This is a genomic window from Sutcliffiella sp. NPDC057660, from assembly GCF_042800035.1.
In the GTDB taxonomy this organism is placed as follows: Bacteria; Bacillota; Bacilli; order Bacillales; family Bacillaceae_I; genus Sutcliffiella_A.
The window spans coordinates 278,900-294,539 of the sequence record NZ_JBHVHV010000003.1; the positions used below are offsets into that span (position 1 = coordinate 278,900).

18 protein-coding genes are annotated in these 15,640 nt (G+C 41.4%); 15 read left to right on the forward strand and 3 right to left on the reverse strand.

The window, feature by feature from the left end; translation table 11 throughout:
- Window positions 1-107 precede the first annotated feature (107 nt).
- Window positions 108-1,325, forward strand: coding sequence for an EAL domain-containing protein (locus tag ACFVAD_RS04595; RefSeq protein WP_386636559.1), 1,218 nt, complete (start codon window positions 108-110; stop codon window positions 1,323-1,325).
- A gap of 606 nt (window positions 1,326-1,931) precedes the next feature.
- Entirely contained in the window at window positions 1,932-2,681 is a 750-nt protein-coding gene (locus ACFVAD_RS04600; RefSeq protein ID WP_386636561.1) for a DUF3993 domain-containing protein, read from the forward strand.
- 101 nt (window positions 2,682-2,782) lie between these two features.
- Here the strand turns inward: ACFVAD_RS04600 and ACFVAD_RS04605 are convergent, their stop codons facing one another.
- A complete protein-coding gene (locus ACFVAD_RS04605) occupies window positions 2,783-3,019 on the reverse strand; it encodes a glutaredoxin domain-containing protein (protein WP_386636563.1) in 237 nt (78 codons plus the stop codon).
- Between the two features lie 220 nt (window positions 3,020-3,239).
- Here ACFVAD_RS04605 and ACFVAD_RS04610 point away from each other — a divergent pair, with 220 nt between their 5' ends.
- The 6 genes from ACFVAD_RS04610 to ACFVAD_RS04635 all read left to right on the forward strand — a co-directional run bounded on the left by ACFVAD_RS04610 (window position 3,240) and on the right by ACFVAD_RS04635 (window position 7,444).
- Window positions 3,240-3,479 carry a YkuJ family protein gene (locus tag ACFVAD_RS04610; protein WP_204418601.1) on the forward strand — a complete coding sequence of 80 codons (240 nt, stop codon included), beginning with the start codon at window positions 3,240-3,242 and terminating at the stop codon, window positions 3,477-3,479.
- Window positions 3,480-3,542: 63 nt separating this feature from the next.
- A complete protein-coding gene (locus ACFVAD_RS04615) occupies window positions 3,543-3,932 on the forward strand; it encodes a YueI family protein (protein ID WP_386636565.1) in 390 nt (129 codons plus the stop codon).
- 305 nt (window positions 3,933-4,237) lie between these two features.
- The gene (locus tag ACFVAD_RS04620) at window positions 4,238-4,756 is read left to right on the forward strand and encodes a ribonuclease H-like YkuK family protein (protein WP_386636567.1); all 519 of its coding nucleotides are present in this window, start codon (window positions 4,238-4,240) and stop codon (window positions 4,754-4,756) included.
- A gap of 28 nt (window positions 4,757-4,784) precedes the next feature.
- Entirely contained in the window at window positions 4,785-4,955 is a 171-nt protein-coding gene (gene abbA / locus ACFVAD_RS04625; RefSeq protein ID WP_386636569.1) for an antirepressor AbbA, read from the forward strand.
- Window positions 4,956-5,124: 169 nt separating this feature from the next.
- Window positions 5,125-5,571 (forward strand): cyclic-di-AMP-binding protein CbpB, encoded by a 447-nt coding sequence (gene cbpB, locus ACFVAD_RS04630; protein WP_386636571.1) that lies wholly within the window; start codon window positions 5,125-5,127, stop codon window positions 5,569-5,571.
- Window positions 5,572-5,935: 364 nt separating this feature from the next.
- Window positions 5,936-7,444, forward strand: coding sequence for an MDR family MFS transporter (locus ACFVAD_RS04635; RefSeq protein ID WP_386636573.1), 1,509 nt, complete (start codon window positions 5,936-5,938; stop codon window positions 7,442-7,444).
- Window positions 7,445-8,018: 574 nt separating this feature from the next.
- On the opposite strand, the gene ACFVAD_RS04640 is transcribed toward ACFVAD_RS04635, so the two are convergent.
- A complete protein-coding gene (locus ACFVAD_RS04640; RefSeq protein ID WP_386636575.1) occupies window positions 8,019-8,759 on the reverse strand; it encodes a sulfite exporter TauE/SafE family protein in 741 nt (246 codons plus the stop codon).
- A gap of 129 nt (window positions 8,760-8,888) precedes the next feature.
- Here ACFVAD_RS04640 and ACFVAD_RS04645 point away from each other — a divergent pair, with 129 nt between their 5' ends.
- The 5 genes from ACFVAD_RS04645 to ACFVAD_RS04665 all read left to right on the forward strand — a co-directional run bounded on the left by ACFVAD_RS04645 (window position 8,889) and on the right by ACFVAD_RS04665 (window position 13,117).
- Window positions 8,889-9,782, forward strand: a complete 894-nt coding sequence (locus ACFVAD_RS04645) for a transcriptional regulator CcpC (protein ID WP_386636577.1) — start codon at window positions 8,889-8,891, stop codon at window positions 9,780-9,782.
- Window positions 9,783-9,866: 84 nt separating this feature from the next.
- The gene (locus ACFVAD_RS04650) at window positions 9,867-10,697 is read left to right on the forward strand and encodes a DUF368 domain-containing protein (RefSeq protein WP_386636579.1); all 831 of its coding nucleotides are present in this window, start codon (window positions 9,867-9,869) and stop codon (window positions 10,695-10,697) included.
- 144 nt (window positions 10,698-10,841) lie between these two features.
- Window positions 10,842-11,552 (forward strand): 2,3,4,5-tetrahydropyridine-2,6-dicarboxylate N-acetyltransferase, encoded by a 711-nt coding sequence (dapD, locus tag ACFVAD_RS04655; RefSeq protein ID WP_386636581.1) that lies wholly within the window; start codon window positions 10,842-10,844, stop codon window positions 11,550-11,552.
- A 116-nt stretch (window positions 11,553-11,668) separates the two neighbouring features.
- The gene (locus tag ACFVAD_RS04660) at window positions 11,669-12,802 is read left to right on the forward strand and encodes an N-acetyldiaminopimelate deacetylase (protein WP_386636583.1); all 1,134 of its coding nucleotides are present in this window, start codon (window positions 11,669-11,671) and stop codon (window positions 12,800-12,802) included.
- A 69-nt stretch (window positions 12,803-12,871) separates the two neighbouring features.
- Window positions 12,872-13,117 carry a YkuS family protein gene (locus ACFVAD_RS04665; protein WP_386636585.1) on the forward strand — a complete coding sequence of 82 codons (246 nt, stop codon included), beginning with the start codon at window positions 12,872-12,874 and terminating at the stop codon, window positions 13,115-13,117.
- 101 nt (window positions 13,118-13,218) lie between these two features.
- On the opposite strand, the gene ACFVAD_RS04670 is transcribed toward ACFVAD_RS04665, so the two are convergent.
- Window positions 13,219-14,061 (reverse strand): mechanosensitive ion channel family protein, encoded by an 843-nt coding sequence (locus ACFVAD_RS04670; RefSeq protein WP_386636587.1) that lies wholly within the window; start codon window positions 14,059-14,061, stop codon window positions 13,219-13,221.
- Between the two features lie 374 nt (window positions 14,062-14,435).
- On the opposite strand from ACFVAD_RS04670, the gene ACFVAD_RS04675 reads away from it, so the two are divergent.
- Together ACFVAD_RS04675 and ACFVAD_RS04680 are read left to right on the forward strand one after the other, a co-directional pair.
- Window positions 14,436-14,978 (forward strand): peroxiredoxin, encoded by a 543-nt coding sequence (locus tag ACFVAD_RS04675; RefSeq protein WP_386636589.1) that lies wholly within the window; start codon window positions 14,436-14,438, stop codon window positions 14,976-14,978.
- Between the two features lie 84 nt (window positions 14,979-15,062).
- Entirely contained in the window at window positions 15,063-15,512 is a 450-nt protein-coding gene (locus tag ACFVAD_RS04680; RefSeq protein WP_386636591.1) for a redoxin domain-containing protein, read from the forward strand.
- Window positions 15,513-15,640: the final 128 nt, after the last annotated feature.

Genomic DNA, 15,640 nt, shown 5'->3' on the forward strand with positions numbered 1-15,640 from the left:
ATTTACCCTTCTTCATTAAAAGCTGCTGAGAACCAGCAGCTTTTTTGTTTTTTTCTTTCCGAAACATGATATAATTTTCGAAAATAACGGCAAAAGGGGAGAAGGGTATGGATCCACTAGATATCATGACAAACATAGAAAGGGTCATTCCCTATTATCAAGCCATATTCAGTGCAGACCAGCAGGAGGTTGTGGGATATGAGGTGCTTGGAAGAATACAAATGGATGAAAAGAATGTTCTTAGTCTAGGCCCTTTTTTCCATGATGAAAATGTCCCGGACGAATACTTTCTCGAAGTGGAAAAGAAAATAATCCATCAAGCCTTGAACGATTACACTTCCGGAAAAAAATCCTTTCTTCTTTTCATCAATCAGAATGCAACCGTACTTTTGGAGGACCAAGGGGAATCATTGTTAGAGCTTTTGCTTTCCTATGTGCCAAAAGGGTTGAAGCTTAAAAATATTGTCCTTGAAATTGATGAACATACCTATGATGGGGATACAGAGCATCTTCAGCATCTCGTTAACTATTACCGGACCTTTGGCATACAAATAGCCGTATCAAACATAGGTGAATCAGGTTCTGACCTTGATCGAATAGGCAGGCTATCCCCGAATATTTTAAAAGTGGACCTGAAAGTACTTCGTCAAAGCCATGAGTTAAGTGCGCATCAGGATGTGCTTTTTTCGCTTGCTGTATTGTCCCGGAAAATCGGTGCGACCCTGCTGTATGAGAATATGGAAGCCTCCTATCAGCTTCAATATGCTTGGCGGCATGGTGGAAGATACTATCAGGGATATTATTTACATAAACCAGGTCCCGCGTTTATCCAGGAAGATTACGCTAAAACAGTCCTGATTGATAAATTCCAGCATTTTATCCGCTATGAAAAGAGAAAGCTTGAAGCCATCCAGCAACTGACCGAAATGCTCCAAAATAAAATTCAGCAGTTTGTGGGCAGGAACAAAAAGACCGAGGAGCTGGATGATTGGCTGCTTGCGATTACCAAAGACTTTTCCGAAATCAGTTTCAGGATGTACGTCTGTGATGAAAATGGTTTTCAGTTATCATCCAACCTTATGAAGAAACAAGGAAAATGGGAGCTTCAGCCTGAATACAAACAAAAAAACTGGAGCTGGCGTCCATATTTTTTGGAATATGTAATGAAGATGAGGGTTGAGAAGAAAGGACTATTATCAGATTTGTACAGCGATATCGAAACAGGCGAGACTGTTCGTACCTTCTCCTATCCAATAAATACCGGACAGTTCATCTATATAGATCTGGCATATGAATATCTATATGAAAATCAGGACTTTTTATAAAAGGAAGGTATAGAAACAGGCCGAAAGTAAACCTTAAGAGTAACAAAGCTCGCGAGGTGAGAGTAATGGGATCTTTTGATTTGATGTTATTTATACTAGGTTTTTTAGTAGTTGTAATAGGAAGTATATATGCTTATAGGATAGGCAGACGTTCAAACTCCAGTCAGACCTCTGAAATGGATTCTGCGATAAGTGAAAAGGTACAGGATCATTATGTACTGAGAAATCCAGTGTTTTTGGCCTATATTATTGCCATTTCATTAGCATTAATATTTATTGCGTATATAGCCCTATCATCATATTGAAGACTGACGAGAAATCTGGTCAGTCTTTTTTTTGTTCAAAGCTGCATACAGCTGATCATTAAGAATCTAGCTATTGCGGAAATCAACAGCGGCCTTCAATGACGTTACTAGGAGAAAAGACCTCTTTTAATTTTTTTGATTAATTTCATAAGAGAATTTGTTTGTAAGTGTGCTTGTAGGGTAAAAAAATAGTATATCGAATATTTTGTCAAATGGACAAGGAATTTTGCGAACGGTTACCGCCCATTATATAGGATAAACTTGGTAGAATGAGAGGACATAACAATAGGAGGAGAATCATTTGCTCAAAGCATATATCAGATTATCAGTTGCAGTTATCTTCATACTACTAATTGGAGTATCATATGTGGCAGCGGAAGCTCCGACTCAGGAAGAAGAAATATTCCCATTTTTGAAAGAAGCTAAAGCGGTCCAGATTTCATTGGGAGAAAAGCATAGGGATATGACAGAAATCCAAAGCGTGTTAGATCCATATTTTTCACGTAATTATCAGGAACAGTTTTTGGATGCGCATCTGTTTAAAGAGGATCAAGGCTATATCACATATGGAACAGACGTGCCGCACTTTTACATTCCGTTCTTTTCTTATGATGAGAATACGAAGATCAAACAGGATGAGGCTACCGGAAAGATTTTTGCCTACGAGTTCTTTGATGTAGATGAATCTGAGGGTCACTTGTATCCTGATCATTATGAATTTGTGGAATTGGTAAAGAATGAGCAGGGACTTCAAGTTGTCAGTTATGGGTATGACGAGGAACAGCCCGGTTTTCTAAAAGAAGTCAGTGATGCAAGAACGGTGGAAAGTCCAACGAACGAGAAGAAAATAGCGGCAATGAATTTAGTGAATAATGAGCAAAAAGAGAAGGGAAAAACATTTCCGCCATATCAACTGACCCGACCATTTGCAGGATTTGTTTTCTTGCCAGGTACACAAAACCCGAAGTTGGCGTTCTATCAGTTCCTGCCGATGTTCGCCTCCCATTATTTCCTTCACGACGCCGAACCTAAAATGCTAGTCACAAGATAAAGGCTAAAAAGAGCTGAGTATCCAGCTCTTTTTTATTTTTTAATAAAATACTTTTATTCTTAAGGATTTTAATGGTATGATGTACTCTCTTGCTTATTGGGTTACTCTTCTATACGGAGGAGCTTTTGCAAGGTTTGTAAATCGAATCCTTTTACAACATCCTCATCCACTGTTACAGTTGGAGTGGAAAAGGACTGGAGGTCATAGACCAAATATTCCTTTGCACGCGGATCTTCTGAAATGTCGATATTTTCAAAAGGGATGTTATGATGTTGTAGAAACTGCTTAACCACCTGGCAAGGTGGGCAGTCGGGCTGTGTATACACGGTAACTTTCATTTATTTACACTCCTCGTTAGAAAAAAATTATTTACACTCCTCGTTAGAAAAAAATTCACATTTTTTTTCACTCTTTGCGATAGTTTTAGACTACAATAAGAGGGAAATAAAAATGTAGCATGAATATAAAAAAATTTCTACTTTTTTCCCTGCAAAAAGGAATGTTCAAGGCGATGTAGGTGAATGATATAGGTAGAAGGAATAGAAGGAGAGTTGTGACATGTCACTATTAGTAGGGATTGTAAAGAGATTGAATGACTTAAAAGAAACTTCCGAGGCTGGAAATGAGCCGGCTCAGCGTTTCTTTGAAGTAAATGGAGAAAAGGTATGCAGCGTAAAGTTTTTTGATAAAACGAATACATATGAGCTTGAAGTGTTTATTAAAGGTGAAAGTCCACAAACGTATCAATTCGATAATATCGATATGATCGCAATAGAAATTTTCGATCTGATCCATTAATGGCGAAAACTCGCGTGATGCGTATTTTTTTGTTAGGTTAGCCAAAACAAAAGGGAGAGTATCATGGGTAAAAATATAGATGATTATATTGACAGTGGTTTAAAAGGAACTCCTGAAATAAAACCGAGTGAGAGAAGAGAATATTTATCCCAGTTAAGGGAACGTGTCATTCTGGCGCTTACCAATGGGCAAGTGATGCAAGCGAAGGTTTATTTGCCGCTTGGTGACTTGATGAAGAGATATCCTGGTTCCCGTCTTTATCTGGACGGCGACATCAATTATGCACACCTGACCAAATATACGAAAATGGCAAATCAGCATAATATCCCATTTACGATAGTGGATGATAAGACTTCCTCCACTAATATCGGTCTGGTGCTGGCGAATCCCCATGCCGTCGACAAGGATGAGATTTTCGTGGAAAACGGAGAGTTTAAGAAACATTTACGTTAGGAGTGGTAACAAATGATGCCATTGGTTCATTGTCCAAAGTGCAACAAAGAAGAAGCGCTGGATAAGGTATTGACCGCACAATCTAATCAAAATGTAATCTTTAAATGCCCTCACTGTACTTATACGAAGCGTCAAATCCATACAAGCAAAGGCTGACCAAGCTCCTATTTAAAGGAGCTTGGTTCTTTTTATGTCCGAAAAGCAGTTCAATTTTTATTCAGCTGTCAATGGAGTGAAAATCATTAATTTTTTCTGTCTTTTCATCATATATGTAAGTAGGAAAGTACAAAAAAGGAAGTGGCTTAATGGATAACCCCAGTAAGTTTTACAATATTTCCCACGGCTACCTTACTTTTGAACAAGCTTATAAACAGATACTTTCTTTTATCCAGAAAGATGTAAAAGCCTGCTACTTATTGTCCATTGGGACAGATTCGCATGTGCATCGAACAGAAACAAGATTTATGACGGCTATTCATTTACATCGGGTGGGAAAGGGAGCCTGGGGATGTGTCAGGCCTTATATTGCTACCAGGGCAATTCGAAGCTTGCACGAGAAGATATCACTTGAAACTGCTTTAAGCCAGGAAGTTGCGATGCTATTTTCGAATGAACGATTAGCGGCAATCCAGGATCTGATCATCCCCCATTTGGAGCAAGGTGCCGATTTCCGTTTTGAAATTCATCTGGATATTGGTAAAAGGGGAGCTACAAAGGATTTCATTCAGGAAATGACAGGAAGAATTGTTGCAATGGGATTTGATGCAAAGATTAAACCCGACGCATATGCTGCATTTTGCTATGCTAATCGATACACCAAATAGCCATCGGAGAATAGGGGATGAGGAATGGATGGTTGATTTTAACGAAGAGGAAAAGGAATTACTGATAGCATTGTTGATTTCAACAAATTTTGCTAAAGAACTTGTCGCGAGTGTAATCAATGATATGGAGACGGGAGAAAAGAAGCTTGAGAGCTCTACCTATAAAAAGCTGATTAAGATTTATGATAAAATTTCATAGGGAAAAATAAAAGCTGCCGAATTGGCAGCTTTTTCTGTCGAATGAAAAGCGGAGGTTATTGTTATATAATAGTCGAGTCCCAATTAAATTTATGCTACAATGATAATGGTCAATTATGAAAATCGTCATATACTGTTTTTGAGAGTAAATATAGAGAGGAAGAACATTCATGATCAGCCTCCAAAAAGGTGAATTATTAGGAACAACCCTACCTGAATTGATAATTCCTGCAGAACGTGTGGCACATGTGCAAGTGCGAAATAATTTGGAACATGCATTGCTGGTTCTAACCAAATCCGGCTATACAGCTGTACCGGTTCTGGATCCGAAATATCAATTACATGGTCTAATCAGCACAACACAAATTATGGATTCCATCCTGGGCTTGGAACGCATTGAATTCGAAAGGCTGGAAAAAATGGTTGTGGAAGATGTGATGAATAAAATAATCCCAAGATTAAATGTGAACGACAGTGTGGAGAATGGCTTGGAACTTCTTGTCGACCATCCCTTCGTTTGTATTGAAAACGATGAACACGTATTTGAAGGGATTCTTACAAGAAGAAGTATACTGGAAAGACTTAACACTCAAATTAAAAAGCAAAGCAAACGTTAAAAAGACCTTTAAGGGTCATTTCAGACTGTAGACAAACTCGAGGTAATTCGAGGTTGTCTACAGTTTCTTTGTGTGTCTGTAACATAAAGCCCGTTGATTTCCGTTCCAGCCACTGCGCTTATCCTTAGGCTCCCGAGGCCGCCTTAGGATAAGCGAACGCCTGGAACGGAGACCAACAGGGAGTTTAATGTTGACACCTTATCTTTAGCCCAGCCCTATTTAAAACAACAATCTTTACGAAAAGAGCCTTTTTTAATTGCGCCTAAATGGTTGCATAATAATGAATGAACGCTACAATTTACATAGAGGCACGAAATAGTTTCGCCATAAAAACAAATTTCATTGTTAGGGAGTAGGGTAGTGTATGGTAACTGCTGAAAGGGAAAGAGAAGCGATCGGACTGGCCCGGGAAAAAAGGACGAAGCGCCCATTTGTGCTGGCGGCAATCATGCTGGCTATGTTCATGGCAGCCGTGGAGGCTACTATTGTTTCTACAGCAATGCCGGCAATTGCAGCTGACTTAGGAGGCTTTTCATTGTATAGCTGGGTATTTTCATCGTATTTGCTGATGAATGCCGTTACGGTGCTGATCTATGGGAAGCTTTCAGATCTCTTTGGAAGAAAACCGATTTTGATATTTGGAATTGTCGTATTTCTGATCGGCTCTATTCTTTGCGGCATGGCAGGATCCATCGAAATGCTTATCGTGTTCCGATTTATCCAAGGGTTCGGGGCAGGTGCAGTCATGCCGATAGCCTCTACCATAGTAGGAGATATGTATACAAAAGAAGAAAGGGCAAAGATCCAGGGATACTTATCGAGTGTATGGGGCATTTCTGCCATTTTAGGACCGGCTATCGGGGGATTGTTGGTACAATACGTAAGCTGGCGCTTTGTATTCTGGGTGAATATCCCTCTTGGAATTCTTGCAATCATTGGTCTTTTGCTTTACTTGCATGAAGGCATCGAGAAGAAAAAGCATTCCATTGATTATGCAGGTGCAGGGCTGCTTTTTGTATCAGTTTCTAGTTTGATGTATGTCCTGGTTGAAGGGGGAGTGCGCTTTGAATGGACCTCGATGCCCATCATATCGTTAGTCTCCATTTCTGTCATTACCTTTGTGCTTTTCATCTTCCAGGAAAAACGTGCTATAGATCCGATGATGCCATTTGATATTTGGAAGGAACGTTCCATTCTGATTGCCAACTCCACATCCCTTTCAACCGGGGTGATGCTGATCGGGATATCAAGTTTCCTGCCTGCATTTGTACAAGGTGTAATGGAGAGGCCTCCCGTCGTTGCAGGCTTTACCCTGACGACCATGTCGATCGGGTGGCCGATTGCAGCAATGATTGCAGGGAGGGTCCTCTTGAAAATTGGGTTCAGGACAACCTCGATCATTGGGGGAGTGGCCTTGATTTTAGGAAGCATCATTTTTATGACCCTGAGTCCGGACGATGGTCCATTGTGGGCGGCATTCGGCTCCTTTATGATAGGGGTGGGTATGGGTTTTTCCACTACATCCTTTATCGTATCCATTCAAAGCACTGTTCCTTGGCAGAAGCGTGGCGTTGCAACCGCTTCGAATATGTTTATGAGAACACTGGGGAGTACCATTGGAGCGGCTCTGCTCGGAGGGATTCTAAACTCCCGGATACAGGAGCATTTGAAGGAGAACGGGATGAACGGTGAGTTTTCTCTTGATTCCACCACGCTTCTTTTAAATGAGGAGCAAAGAAATCAGCTGTCTGAATCGATGAGGACGCTCTTGCAGGATGGACTGACGTCCGCATTGCAGACAGTATATTTAGTGGTAGCGGCATTTGCTGTTATCAGTTTTCTGCTTATCCTTCTACTGCCAAAAAAAGAATAGAATAAAAAGGCCTCCAATGTCCGGCATGGACGTTCGGAGGCCATTTATTTCTGAATTAAAAAGGTTGTTTTCGCACTCATTGTTGATATTTAGATAAAATGTACACATTAAATTTAGCCCGTTGATTGCAGCTAGGGACACAAGATTCCCAGGTGACGGATGGGAGCCTCCTCACTTTCGCCTGTCGGGTCTCCCATGCCCTCTGATCTCCCGCAGGAGTCAAGTGTCCTCCGCTACAATCAACTCACGGGTTAAACATTATTTGCTATAAGAAAGATACTTATAACAAAATAAATTCGCTATTGAAATGAAAAATTGAGATAAAACGCAATTTTTGTACCATTAGTAAGACAATTTTCTTTTATGAGTCGCCCCTGTTGGTTGGAGTGCAAGGCGTGAGACTCCTGCGGGAGCAGCGTGTCAAGGGAGACCCCGCAGGCGCTTTAGCACCGAGGAGGCTCCCGAGGCCTTCCTGGATAAGCGAGCACCTGGAACGGAGACCAACAGGGTGTTTAATGTTGAAATCTTATCTTTAGCCCAGCACTATTCTTAAAGCAACAATCTAAAGAGCCTATTAAAAATAGATTTTTAAAAGTAGATATCCTATTAAAAATATAGAGAAAGCAGTCAGGATATTCTTCCATGGCAATGTGGAAAGTTTAGGTGCGAGCCTGACAGCAGTTTGAGCCCCTATAAACGAGCCGATACCAAGTAGAACACCAACTCTCCAATCAAACAGTCCCATCGAAAAATAGACCAGGAAAGAAATAAAGCAGCTGGAAAGCGTCTGAAGCCTGGCGAGACCGATGCTGGTGATAAAAGAGTACCCTGCATTAAGAAACGAGTGCATTAGAAGCGTCGCCTGCCCTGGACCAAAGAGGCCGTCAAATGCCCCGATAAAAATATAGGTGGGAAAGAATAGCTTCGGGGCAGGCTGCTCAGAAGCCACTTTTGGTCTACGGGATTTCACTATATTGAGGACAGTTGCAAATATCAAAAGGACAAGGGCAATCTTTAACAAGATTCCCTCGGTTAGATAGGATGCAAGTAAGGCCCCAGACAATCCGCCCAAAAGAGTGAAAGGAACAATCTTAAATCCTAATTTAAGATCTACTTCCTTCCTCTTCCAAATGGTATAAAAGCTGCCTGTGGAACTGAATGTATTAGAGAACTTATTGGCGGCAATGGCAGCATGAATAGGTACTCCCAGTACAAGCATTGCAGGAAGGCTGATGAGACCTCCCCCACCACCCAAAGTGCCGATGAAGGTGGCGATAAATCCAACCAAAATCAATAAGAAAAAAGTAGGTTCCATACGCATCTCCGCCTTTTGCAAAATATTTTCTATTACATTGTATGAATAATAAAGTCATAATGAAATATCGAAAAAATTAAGATATACTATAAGAAAAACTTATATCCTGGGATTGAGGGTGGTGGCTTCATGAATTCATCGGAATTTTACATACTATCCGTTTTGGCTAAAGAAAAGAATATGAGAAAAGCTGCAGAAAGATTATTCGTTTCGCAGCCGGCTTTATCGCAGCGTCTGCAGAGCATTGAAAAGCAATGGAATACAAAAATCTTCATACGAACGCAAAAAGGGCTGCTGATCACGCCGGCAGGTGAAAAAATTGTGGAGTTTGCGGATGAGGTCATCGCAAAGGATGCAAAGGTGAGGGAGGAAATCTCTTCTCTGGACAAGGAAGTCTATGGAACCTTAAAGATAGCAGTGGCCACAATTATAGGTCAATATTGGCTTCCGAAAATATTGAAGAAATATATTCAAAAATATCCCAATGCCAGAGTGTCTTTAGTCACAGGGTGGAGCAGTGATATAGTGAAAAGCCTTTATGAGGACGAGGTCCATATCGGGATAATAAGAGGAAATCCTGAATGGAAAGGAATCAAACAGCATCTCTTGAGTGACGATCTGTACGTTGTAGATACCGAAATTGAAAATCTGGAGGAGCTCCCGCATACAGAACGCCCTTTTATTCAATTCAAAAGCGACTCGACTTATTATCAGGAAATCCAGGTCTGGTGGCATAAACAGTTTCAGACCCCTCCAAAACGCACGATTGTTGTGGATCAGATTGAAACATGCAAGCAGATGGCATTGAATGGAATCGGGTACGCTATTCTTCCCTCCATTACGTTACAGGAGGACTACGAACAGATCAATAAGATACCGCTTGCCAGAAATGAGGATTCCACTTTGCACAGGGATACATGGCTGATCGGATATGAATCCTCCTTCAGGCTAAAGCAGGTGGAAGCTTTCCTGGAGGTATTGATAGAGGAGGCAAATGGAAAAGATAATCCAAGCTTCATTTAGTTTTTAATGGATTCTCAAACTTAATAATAGTATGATATAGACTTGTAAACAATAGAATTGAATTTTTAAGGTGGAACGATAAGGATGGAATGGAAAAATATTTTTCGAGGAATGATTATGGGAGTCAGTGATGTTGTCCCAGGCGTAAGCGGAGGAACAATTGCATTCATTTTAGGAATCTATGACCGATTGATAGATGCAATCAGCGGATTCTTCAGCAAGGATTGGCTGCAACATCTGCGCTTTCTGTTGCCATTAGTGTTAGGAGTTGGCACCTCCATATTATTGTTCAGCAAGGTGATTACTTATTTTATCGACAACTATTATCAGCCGACTCAGTTTTTATTCCTAGGTCTCATCATAGGAATACTTCCCATGCTGGTCAAAGAGTCCGATCTGAAGAAATCTTTTACTAAGAAGGATTACTTGGCATTGGCAATTGCTTTTATCCTGGTTGCCTCCATGGCCTTCTTGAAAGAGTCATCCATGGCGCCTATTGAAACTCTGACTGTGACTTCAGCGATCGGTCTATTCTTTGCAGGCTGGATTGCCAGCATGACAATGCTGCTGCCAGGAGTAAGCGGATCTTTGATGCTTCTTATTATGGGCGTCTATTACACGGCCCTCAATGCTTTGCATACCTTGAATATACCAATCATCCTTGCTCTCGTGGCAGGTGGAGGTGTAGGGTTCATCGTCAGCAGCAAAGTGATAAAATTCCTGATGAATGCTTATCCTAAACTGACATTTGCTGTCATCATCGGATTGGTATTGGGTTCCACGATTGTGGTATTCCCTGGAATCTCTTCAAGTGTAATATTAAACGTAGCCAGTGTTATCACTTTTATCTTGGGTGTTATCATTGTTCAATTTATTGGGAGAATGAACAACAAGATGGTTCAAAAAGCAAACTGATTGGAACGGAACTGACAGAAAGCCTCCTTTTGAGTGCTCTCTGCCAGTTTTTTTTGCATTAGAAATTTTTTCACTTGTCACTCTATTTTTTGTTTGATAGAGTAAAGGGATAAAGACAACATATGCTTTTAGGAGGAATACATAATGAAAATGATGGATGCAAATGAAATTATCTCTTTTATTCAAAACAGTACAAAATCAACACCTGTAAAGGTATATGTAAAAGGTGAGTTGGAAGGTATCGATTTCGGATCTTCTTCCAAATCCTTTATAAATGGCAACAGTGGTGTGGTGTTCGGCGAGTGGGCGGAACTTGAAGCCGCATTAAAAGCAAACGAAGCAAAAATCGAGGACTATGTGGTGGAAAACGATCGCCGCAATTCCGCGATTCCTCTGCTTGACCTTAAAGGTATTAAAGCGCGTATAGAGCCAGGCGCAATCATCCGTGACCAAGTGGAAATCGGTGATAATGCAGTCATTATGATGGGAGCATCCATTAATATTGGGGCAGTTATCGGCGAAGGTACGATGATAGATATGAACGTTGTACTTGGTGGCCGTGCGACAGTAGGGAAGAACTGTCACATTGGTGCTGGAACAGTGCTTGCCGGCGTAATCGAACCGCCATCCGCAAAGCCTGTTATCGTGGAAGACGATGTGGTAATCGGTGCGAATGCAGTGGTGCTTGAGGGTGTGACAGTTGGTAAAGGCGCTGTAGTTGCAGCAGGAGCTATTGTAATCGATGATGTTGCCCCGTACACAGTGGTTGCCGGGACACCTGCAAGGAAAATTAAGGATATCGATGAAAAGACCAAATCCAAAACAGAAATCAAACAAGAGCTTCGTCAGTTGTAAGCTGTAAGCTCCAAATAATTTCCAAACAGGGAAGGCGTGGATGAATACGATCCGCGTCTTCTTTTTAAAAAATAGGATCTATGAATTATGCAAACAACGAGAAAGAGGCGAATAACGTGACAAATGTTTCAAATCCTTATATCCAAATCCGCCGGGACCTTCACCAAATTCCGGAAAGGGGATTCCAGGAAAAAAGAACCCAAGGCTATCTTCTTCAGTATCTAAAGGGTCTACCACAGGAAAACATGGAAATCAAGGAATGGGAGACCGGTATCTTTGTGCGAATCAAAGGAACAAATCCTTCCAAAACAATCGGATACCGCACCGATATAGATGGACTGCCGATAACAGAGGAAACGGACCTGCCATTCCGCTCCAAGCATGAAGGGATGATGCATGCTTGCGGCCATGACTTTCATATGAGTATTGCCCTTGGTGTGTTGACCCATTTTTCCCAGAACCCATCCAATGACCATCTTTTATTCATGTTCCAACCAGCCGAAGAGGGACCTGGCGGGGCGCAACTGATGATCCAATCCGATATTTTTCACGATTGGAAACCTGATATGATAGTTGCACTTCATATTGCACCAGAGTATCCGGTAGGAACCATCGCCACTAAGTCTGGTCTTCTTTTTGCCAATACATCTGAGCTGTTCATTGATTTGAAAGGAAAGGGTGGCCATGCAGCCTATCCCCACCAAACAAACGATATGGTTGTGGCGGCCTGTTCACTTGTCTCCCAACTGCAGACCATCATCTCCCGGAATATCGATCCTTTGGATAGTGCGGTCATCACCATCGGAAAAATTACAGGGGGCACTGTCCAAAACATCATTGCGGAGCGTGCAAGACTTGAGGGAACAATCCGCACATTGTCGGTGGAGAGCATGAAAAAGGTGAAAGAGCGAATCTATGCGCTTGTCCAGGGTGTGGAGATCGGCTACAACTGTGAAACATCGATTGACTATGGGTGTATGTATCACCAGGTGGATAATGATGCAAAGCTTACAGAAGAGTTCATGGCCTTTGTTGAAAAGGAAACAAGTGTCCGTGTGGTGGAATGCAGGCATGCAATGACTGGAGAAGATTACGGATATATGATTCAGAACATACCTGGTTTTATGTTCTGGTTGGGAGTCGAATCCCCATACGGGCTGCATCATTCCAAATTAGATCCCAAGGAAGATGCGATAGGCGTTGGTATCAGCATGCTCATTTCCTACCTCTCTAAAAAAGCGAACGAATAAAGTAAAAAGACCTCCTTCGAATAATTTTTATGGAAAAAGACAAATTAAGAAGGAGGAGGTGGACCAATTATGCCAAAAGTAGGTGTGGAGCAGTCTTTGACGGCTGTTCAAGAAGCGTTGCAGCAAAAAGGATATGACGTGGTTCAGCTAAACAATGAGGACGATGCAAAAGGCTGCGACTGCTGTGTCGTAACCGGAATAGACAATAATGTCATGGGAATGGCAAACGTAGTTACAGCAGGAAGCGTAATAGCTGCTCATGGACTTTCTGCAGATGAAGTTTGTCAGCAGGTTGAAAGCCGCTTAAACCATTAGGAGGAGCCGTTTATCGGCTTCTTTTTTTAGATTCGATATTGGGAGGTCCGTATTATCAATAAAAAAGAGGCGGAACCTTTGTCCCAACCTCATATTCCTTGCTATTCCGCTGTTTTCTCAACGTTCACCTGATGTGGATAAGGTATATCGATGCCATTAGCATCAAGCGCCTCTTTAATACCCTTGCGCAATTTTCGTTCTACTGCCCACTGCATCATGTTTTCTGTCTTGGCGATAATGCGAATGACAACATCCGAATCGCCCAACCCTTGGACGCCAATTACATTAGGACCGTCTTTTATTGCAGGATCCTCTGCTGCTATCGCATCACAGACCCCCTGGATCACCTCAATGGCGTGATCGATATTATCTTCATAGGAAATGCCAATATCGACAAGGGCACGCATGTTTCCGCGAGAGTGGTTTGTCAAACTGGATATTTCCCTATTCGGCAGATAGTGAAGCGATCCGTCAAAGTCGCGGATTTTGGTAGTTCTTAATCCGACCTCTTCGACGATTCCGGAAAATCCTGCAGTAGTGACATAATCATCTACATCCACTTGTTTTTCCAACAGAAGAAAGAATCCTGTTACAACATCACTTACAATTCCCTGTGCACCAAAACCGATTGCCAATCCCACAATCCCAGCCCCTGCCAAGATTGCAGTTGTACGAACATCAAATACATTTTCGAGCACCATAATCACAAGGAAGAAGACCAATGCGTATGTAAAAATATTTGTAGTCAATTTCTCAAGCGTCTTTCCCCTGCCTGCTGAAATCCCCTGTTTTTCGGTTTCACGTTTGAACAGCCGGGTAATTATTTTGGTTCCTATTGATTTGACGATAGCATATACGACTATAATGACAAGCAACTTAAGTAATATTATCCCAACTGCCGCTATAATGGCGTAAAAATCCAAATCCGAAAAGTCTATAATCATCTTTCCCTTACTCCTCTCTAGTATTGATAGTAGATCTATAGTTAGGCATTATATAGGATAGTCCCCATAAATCCAAACAATACGGCAAAAAAAGTATATGCTAATTATTTTATTCCCATAAAAAAGAATGTTAAAATTGTTATAGAAAATGATTCCCGTATTTATCTGTGAAAGTGTAATTCCATTGAAAGTGGGGAATACCAATTAAGGATAAAAAGAAGGCACGTTCCTTTTAATGAATCCTATATTAAATTAATTATCATTTAACATTGACTAAAAATAATGTATGTTTTATAATGGGTACTGTTGATTATAAAAGTAATTGAGAATGTACAGGCTATATTCTCAATAAATACAACTTGGAGGGATTTTTAATGGCAGAACGCATGGTTGGCAAACAAGCTCCTCGTTTTGAGATGGACGCTGTAATGCCGAATAAAGAATTTGGTAAAGTAAGTTTGGAAGAGAACATGAAAAACGGAAAATGGACAGTTCTTTTCTTTTACCCAATGGATTTCACGTTCGTTTGCCCAACTGAAATCACTGCAATGTCTGATCGCTATGATGAGTTCGAAGACTTAGATGCAGAGATCATTGGAGTATCCACTGATACAATCCACACTCACTTGGCTTGGATTAACACTGACCGCAAAAGCAACGGTCTTGGTGAGTTAGCATATCCTTTAGCTGCAGACACTAACCACGTAGTATCCCGTGAATACGGAGTACTTATCGAAGACGAGGGTATCGCACTTCGCGGCCTATACATCATCAGCCCTGAAGGGGAAATGCAATATCAAACAGTATTCCACAACAACATTGGTCGTGACGTAGAAGAAACACTACGTGTACTTCAAGCATTACAAACTGGTGGTCTTTGCCCAGCTAACTGGAAGCCTGGACAAGCTACATTATAATTTCATTCATTGGAGAATAAGGTCTAACGAAATCGTTAGGCCTTTTCTTTCACTATATACATATTAATGGGAGGTCTATCAATTATGAAACTACGCTCACCAATGCCAGAGCTTTCTGGTGCAACTGAATGGTTAAATGGAGAAGTGACAAAAGCGGAACTGATCGGTGAAAAGCCGACATTGATTCACTTTTGGTCAATCAGCTGCCACCTATGCAAAGAAGCGATGCCGCAAGTGAATGAATTCCGCGATAATTATAAGGATAAATTGAATGTCATCGCTGTACACATGCCGCGCTCCGAGGACGATCTGAACATGGATGAAATCAAAAAAGTGGCAAGTGAGCATGACATCACGCAGCCAATATTTGTGGACAATGACCATAAGCTCACGGATGCTTTTGAAAATCAATATGTACCTGCTTACTATGTATTTGACGCAGAAGGAAACCTTCGTCATTTCCAGGCAGGCGGAAGCGGAATGAAAATGCTCGAGAAACGTGTTAACCGTGTATTAGGGGAAAACGAAAAATAATCTTAAAGTGAAAAAGGGCCATAAACCCTTTTTCTTTTGTGCGCTTGGCAGCGCATCGGACTAGAGGGTGAAAGTCCTGAACACACCGTAGTGGCGGAAGTGTATAGCTGACAGGTAGTGCATGGTCG